The organism is Micromonospora sp. NPDC005215 (genome assembly GCF_040607915.1).
In the GTDB taxonomy this organism is placed as follows: domain Bacteria; phylum Actinomycetota; class Actinomycetes; order Mycobacteriales; family Micromonosporaceae; genus Micromonospora.
Genome location: NZ_JBEXHQ010000098.1, coordinates 1 through 6,696, shown reverse-complemented (window position 1 = coordinate 6,696; position 6,696 = coordinate 1). Strand labels below are relative to the sequence as shown.

Sequence of the window (6,696 nt, the reverse complement as noted above, 5' to 3'; positions counted from 1 at the left end):
GGCCGCGAGCCCATCCCAAGCCGAAAAACTTTCCACCCCCAGCCATGCGGCCGGATCACGTGACGCCAGCCCCACCGACTCCGAGCCGCGCACCGGCGAGCCCGGCATCGGGGGCATCTCCGGTGCCCGCGCGTACACGCCACGGGGCCGGACCGTCCGCGACGAGCGCGGCACGCCGCCGCGCGCTGTGGGCGCCGAGCAACGGCGTACCCCGCGCAGCACCCGCTCCGGCGACCCGTTCCGGCCGGCGTTGCAGGTGCTCGACGGTGGCCGGGCCGCCGCCCGGGCCGGTCGGCGCGACGCCCCGGCCGCCGGACGGGGTGGCGTGGTGCGCACCGTCGCCCCGCGTACCCCCCGTGGGCCGGGCGTCGACGAGCCGCCGCCGCGCCGACGGACCACACCGCGCGCGCCACGCCGTGCCGACCGCCCGGCGGCCCGGCGGCCGTCCCGCAAGCCACCGCGCCCGCCGAAGCTTGCCGACTCGCGGCTGCGGCTGCGGCTGGGCACCGTCCTCGCCCTGACGTTGTTCGTGGCCATCGGGGTCCGGCTGATCGTCCTCCAGGCGGTCGACGCCCCGGCGTACGCCGGCGGCGGCGTCGCCGACCGCACCCGCACCGTCGAACTGCCGGCGCCGCGGGGCGCGATCTACGACAGCACCGGCGCCCCGCTGGCGCGCAGCGTCGAGGCACGGTACGTGTTCGCCGACCCCACCGAGGTCGAGGACCAGGCCGGCACCGCCAAGGCGCTCTCACCGCTGCTCGCCATCCCGGCGTCGAAGCTCACCGAGCTGCTCAGGCCCCGCAAGCTGGAGAACGGCAACGACTCCCGATTCGTGTACCTGGCCCGGGGGGTGGAGATCTCGACCAGCAAGCAGGTGCAGGCGCTGGAGCTGCCCGGGATCGGGGTGCACCGCGACGAGCGTCGCGAGGTGCCGGGGGGCGACCTGGCGGCCAACCTGATCGGCTTCACCAGTCAGGACATGGTCGGGCTGGAGGGGCTGGAGGCCCGCTACAACGACGTGCTCGCGGGCCAGGACGGCAAGCGGACGTACGAGGCCGGCCGTCGTGATCTTGACGCGGCGATTCCGGGCGGCTACAGCCGGACCACGCCCGCCAAGCCGGGCAGCTCGCTGGGCCTCACCCTCGATCGCGACCTGCAGTTCCGGACGCAGCAGATCCTCAGCGCCGGCATGGCCAAGGTGCGGGGCGGCACCGGCGCGGCCGTGGTCATGGAGATCCCCTCCGGCGCGGTGCTGGCCCAGGCCAGCAATCCGACCTACAACGCGGCGAAGCCGACGCCCAGCGACCCGGTCGCCCGGGAGGACGCGGCGACCAGCTTCATCGTCGATCCCGGTTCGGTGCACAAGGCGATCACCTACGGCGCGGCCCTCCAGGAGGGGGAGATCACGCCGGACACCACGCTGCCCATCGCCAACAGCATCAAGATGGGCGACACCTGGTTCTCCGACACGCACCCGGCCGGCGGCAAGCGGATGAGCATCCCCGGGATGCTCGCCTACTCGTCGAACGTCGGCGCCATCACGATCGGCGAGAAGCTCGGCCCGGACCGCCTGATCGACTACCAGAAGCGGTTCGGGCTGGGCAAGCCGACCGGCGAGGGGATGCCGGGGGAGGCCAGCGGGCGACTGCTGCCGGCCGACGAGTGGAGCGAATCGTCGCACGGGTCGGTGCCGATCGGGCACAGCGTCGACGCCACGCCGCTGCAGATGGCCGCCGCGTACGCCGCGATCGCCAACAACGGCACCTACGTCCAGCCACACCTCATCAAGGAGGTGATCGGCCCGGACGGTAAGCGCACCCCCGCGCCCGCGCCGGTGACCCGGTCGGTGCTCAGCCCGCAGAACGCGGCAGCCCTGCGCACCATGCTGGAGGCGGTCACCACTGTCGAGCACGCCACCGGCGTCACCGCCGCGGTCCCCGGCTACCGGGTCGCCGGCAAGACCGGCACCGGCTCGCGGCTGGTCAACGGCAAGATCGAGCCCGACACGGTGTCCTCCTTCATCGGCATGGCCCCCGCCGAGAACCCCCGGTACGTGATCGCGGTCTTCGTGTACGCGCCCGGCGGTGGGGGCGCGGCGATCGCCAACCCGGCGTTCCGCGACATGATGCAGTTCACTTTGCGTCACTATCGCGTGCCGCCGTCCACCGGTGGTTCCGCGCCCAAGTTCACTGTCTATCCGCGCTGAGCAGCGATGGCGGGACATCATCGGTGAGTGCCGACGAACCACCGGGGCGGCTGTACGGCCGGAACCGGACGACCGGGTAGGGTCTGACGCCGTGCCCGGCAATCCACGTCCACGTACCGTGACCGGAGTCCGGCTCGGTGATCTCGCCGTCCGGCTCGCCGTCGACCTCCCGGCGGAGGCCGCCACGGTGACCGTCACCGGGGCCACTCACGCCAGCCAGGAGGTTCGCCCCGGCGACCTGTACGCGGCGCTGCCCGGCGCCCGTCGGCACGGCGCGGAGTTCGCCGCCGCCGCCGCCGAGGCCGGTGCGGTGGCCCTGTTGACCGACCCGGTCGGCGCCGAGCTGGCGGCGGCGAGTGGCCTGCCCGCCCTGGTGGTGCCCGATCCTCGCGCGGTCCTCGGCGAGCTGGCCTCGGCGGTCTACGGCGACCCGACCGCCGCGCTCACCGTGATCGGCGTGACCGGCACCGCTGGCAAGACCTCCACCGCGTACCTGGTCGAGTCGGGGTTGCGGGCCGCCGGGCACACCACCGGGCTGATCGGCACCGTGGAGACCCGGCTCGGCGACCTGGTGATCGACAGCGTGCGCACCACCCCCGAGGCGACCGACCTGCACGCGATGCTGGCCACCGCCCGCGAGCGTGGGGTCACCGCCGTGGTCATGGAGGTCTCCAGCCACGCGCTCGCCATGGGCCGGGTGGGCGGTGTGCGGTTCGCCGTCGGGGGTTACACCAACTTCGGCTCCGACCACCTTGACTTCCACGCCGACAGTGACGACTACTTCGCCGCGAAGGCCCAGCTCTTCGACGGGCGCTGTGCGGTGGAGGTGCTCAACCACGACGACCCGGCGTTGCAGCCGCTGTACAAGCCGGCGACTGTCACCTACTCGGCGGCCGGTGACCAGGGCGCGACCTGGTGGGCCGACGGCGTGGACGGCGAGGGGTACGCGCAGCGGTTCACCGCGCACGGCCCGGACGGGGTGGTCCTGCCCGGTGGGGTGGCGCTACCCGGACGGCACAACGTGGCAAACGCGCTGCTGGCCATCGCCACACTGGTGGGCGCCGGGGTGGACCCGGCGACCGCGGCTGCGGGCGTGGCCGCCTGCGGTGGTGTGCCCGGCCGGTTGGAGCTGGTCGACAGCGTCGGGCCCGTGCGCGGGGTGGTCGACTACGCGCACAAGTCGGACGCGATAGTGGCCGCGCTGGCCGCGCTGCGCGAGCTGAGCGTCGGCCGGCTGATCTGTGTGATCGGCGCCGGCGGAGACCGGGACCGGGGCAAGCGGCCGGTGATGGGCGCGGCTGCCGCCGAGGGAGCGGACGTGGTGCTGGTGACCGACGACAACCCGCGTACCGAGGACCCGGCGGAGATCCGCGCCGAGGTGCTCGCCGGGGCGTACCGGGCTGGCACGGCCGCCCGGATCATCGAGGTGTCCGGTCGGCGCGCCGCGATCGACGAGGCGGTTCGGTTGGCCGAGCCGGGCGACGTGATCGCGCTGCTCGGCAAGGGGCACGAGCGGGGCCAGGAGGTGGCGGGCGAGGTGTTTCCGTTCGACGACAGCGTCGAGCTGGCCGACGCGCTGCGGGCCCGCTTCGGTGACCCGGCGGGTCGGCGATGATCGCGCTGAGCCTGGCCGAGGTGGCCGCGGCGGTCGACGGGCGGCTGGTGGGTGCCGACCCGGCCGCCACCGTCACCGGTTCGGTGGAGTTCGACTCGCGCAGGGTGGGGCCCGGTTCGCTCTTCGTGGCCTTCCCGGGGGAGAAGGTCGACGGGCACGACTACGCGGCGACGGCGGTCCGGGCCGGGGCGGTGGCGGTGCTCGGCAGCCGCGAGGTGCCCGGGGTGCCGATGGTGCTTGTCGACGACGCCCTGACCGCGATGGGCCGGCTGGCCCGCGCCGCGGTGGACCGGCTGCCCGGGTTGACGGTGGTCGGCGTGACCGGCTCGTCCGGCAAGACCACCACGAAGGACCTGATCGGTCAGCTCACCGCCCGGCTCGGGGCCACGGTGGCACCGCCCGGGTCGTTCAACAACGAGCTGGGGCACCCGTACACCGCGCTGCAGGCCGGGCCGGACACCCGCTACCTGGTGATGGAGAAGGGCGCGCGCGGCATCGGGCACGTCCGTTACCTGTGTGAGCTGGTGCCGCCCCGGATCTCCGTGGTGCTCAACGTCGGCACGTCGCACATCGGCGAGTTCGGCTCGCAGGAGGCCATCGCGCAGGCCAAGGGCGAGCTGGTCGAGGCCCTGCCGCCGGACGGGCTGGCCGTGCTGAACGCCGACGACCCGCGGGTGGACGCGATGGCGAGCCGGACGCGGGCCCGGGTGGTCCGCTACGGCGAGGCGCCGGACGCCGACGTGCGCGCCGAGGACGTCACACTGGACGAGCGGGGGCACCCGTCGTACACCCTGGTCACCCCGGAGGGGCGCGCGCCGGTGCGGCTCGGGCTGACCGGCCGGCACCAGGTCGGCAACACGCTCGCCGCGGCGGCGGTGGCCCGGGAGCTGGGCATGCCGCTGACGGAGCTGGCGACGGCCCTCGGCGAGTTGGGGCTGGTGTCGACCCGCCGGATGGACGTCTTCGACCGCCCCGACGGGGTGACCGTCATCGACGACTCGTACAACGCCAACCCGGCCTCGATGGCGGTGGCGGTGCGGGCGCTCGCGAGCATCGGCCAGGGTCGGCGTACCGTCGCGGTGCTTGGTTACATGGCCGAGCTGGGTCCGTTCGAGTACGACGGGCACGCCGAGGTCGGCCGACTCGCGGCCGAGCTGGGTGTCGACCGGCTGCTCGTGGTGGGTGAGCCGGCCGCGCCGATCCACGAAGGCGCGACAGCGGTAGCGAACTGGGGAGGAGAGTCGGTGCTGCTCACCGATCAGGCGGCGGCCGTCGAGGTGCTGCTGGGCGAGCTACGACCGGGCGATGTCGTCCTGGTCAAGGGCTCCCGGTACCGGACCTGGGAGGTGGCCGACGCCCTGCGCGTCGACGCCGGTGGGGAGTCGACCCGATGAGGGCGGTCATCGTCGCCATCGGGGTGGCATTCATCGTCTCGCTGTTCGGCACGCCCATCGCGATCAAGGTGTTCACCCGGCTCAAGGCCGGTCAGCCGATCCGCTCCGACGGCCCGGCCATGCACCAGGGCAAGAAGGGCACGCCCACGATGGGTGGCGTGGTCTTCATCCTGGCCACGGTGATCGCGTACGTGGCCGGGCACCTGGCCCTGACCACCCTGCCGGACCAGCAGATCGCCCAGGTGGAGCCGACCATCACCGCGCTGGTGCTGCTGGGGCTGATGGTCTTCTCCGGCGCCGTGGGTTTCCTCGACGACTTCCTGAAGGTGCGCAAGCGCAACAGCGCCGGGCTGAACAAGCGCGGCAAGTTGCTCGGGCAGATCCTGGTCGGTGCGGTCTTCGGGGTGATCGCGCTGTGGTTCCCGAGCACTATGACAAACGGTTCGGGCCTGGCGACAAACACCGAGACGGTGGGCAGCACCACGCTGAGCTTCATCCGGGACATCGACTTCCTGGAGGTCAGCAAGGTCGGCGCGGTGATCATCTTCATCTTCGTGGTGATGGCCGCGACGAACGGCGTCAACCTCACCGACGGCCTGGACGGTCTGGCCACCGGCGCGTCGGTGATGGTGCTCGCCGCGTACGCGCTCATCGCGTTCTGGCAGTACCGGCACTGGTGCGCCGACCCGAACTACACCCAGCCGTACTGCTACGAGGTCCGCGACCCGTTGGAGATCGCGCTGATAGCCGGGGCGGCGGCCGGGGCCTGTGTGGGCTTCCTCTGGTGGAACACGTCCCCGGCGCGGATCTTCATGGGCGACACCGGGGCGTTGGGGCTGGGCGGTCTGATCGCCGGCATGGCGATGTCCACCCGCACCATTCTGCTGCTGCCGATCATCGGCGGGCTCTTCGTGATCATCACGATGTCCGTGGTGATCCAGATCATCTCCTTCAAGACCACCGGTAAACGGGTGTTCCGGATGTCTCCGCTCCAGCACCACTTCGAGCTGGCCGGCTGGAGTGAGGTCAACATCGTGGTGCGCTTCTGGATCATCGCCGGCATCGGGGTGGCCATCGCCCTGGGCCTGTTCTACAGCGAGTTCCTTGCCAACATGACCTGATCACACCCCGATTGCCGCTGGCGTCTGCCCAAGATCCGCGCAACTTCGGCGACGTTGCTGCCTCGACGAGTTCTGAGGCCGCAACGTCCTCGAAGTTGCGCGGATCTTGGCGGTTCGACACGCCGGGGGTTTCGTTGTGAGCTCGCCGGGCGTGGCTAGCGGTGATGATGTCGGGGTGGGGGAGGAACGAGGCACCGACGACAGGGACGACAGGACGGCCGGCCGGCCGCGGCGGTCAGTGGGCTCGGCGGGCACCGTGCCGTCCCGCCGCGCGAACGACCGGCGCGGCCCGGAACCCGGCCCGACGGCGCGGGAGACGAAGCCCGGCCCGACGGCGCGGGAGACGAAGCCCGGCCCGAC

Annotated in this window: 5 protein-coding genes; all 5 read left to right on the top strand. The window is 72.6% G+C overall.

Annotated elements, in window-relative coordinates; translation table 11 throughout:
* Window positions 1-106 precede the first annotated feature (106 nt).
* Window positions 107-2,206 (top strand): penicillin-binding protein 2, encoded by a 2,100-nt coding sequence (locus ABZU25_RS34215; protein WP_355033504.1) that lies wholly within the window; start codon window positions 107-109, stop codon window positions 2,204-2,206.
* 91 nt (window positions 2,207-2,297) lie between these two features.
* Window positions 2,298-3,821 (top strand): UDP-N-acetylmuramoyl-L-alanyl-D-glutamate--2,6-diaminopimelate ligase, encoded by a 1,524-nt coding sequence (locus ABZU25_RS34210; RefSeq protein WP_355033503.1) that lies wholly within the window; start codon window positions 2,298-2,300, stop codon window positions 3,819-3,821.
* Entirely contained in the window at window positions 3,818-5,215 is a 1,398-nt protein-coding gene (gene murF, locus ABZU25_RS34205) for a UDP-N-acetylmuramoyl-tripeptide--D-alanyl-D-alanine ligase (RefSeq protein ID WP_355033502.1), read from the top strand. Before ABZU25_RS34210 ends, murF begins: the two co-directional genes overlap by 4 nt.
* Window positions 5,212-6,336 (top strand): phospho-N-acetylmuramoyl-pentapeptide-transferase, encoded by a 1,125-nt coding sequence (gene mraY / locus ABZU25_RS34200; RefSeq protein ID WP_355033501.1) that lies wholly within the window; start codon window positions 5,212-5,214, stop codon window positions 6,334-6,336. Before murF ends, mraY begins: the two co-directional genes overlap by 4 nt.
* 175 nt (window positions 6,337-6,511) lie before the next feature.
* Window positions 6,512-6,696 (top strand): hypothetical protein (locus ABZU25_RS34195; RefSeq protein ID WP_355033500.1); only part of this gene is annotated, 185 nt, incomplete at its 3' end.

Bases quoted from the DNA above. Each gene is read 5' to 3' on its own strand.
- murF (WP_355033502.1), top strand. From the start codon at position 3,818: ATGATCGCGCTGAGCCTGGCCGAGGTGGCCGCGGCGGTCGACGGGCGG.
- mraY (WP_355033501.1), top strand. From the start codon at position 5,212: ATGAGGGCGGTCATCGTCGCCATCGGGGTGGCATTCATCGTCTCGCTG.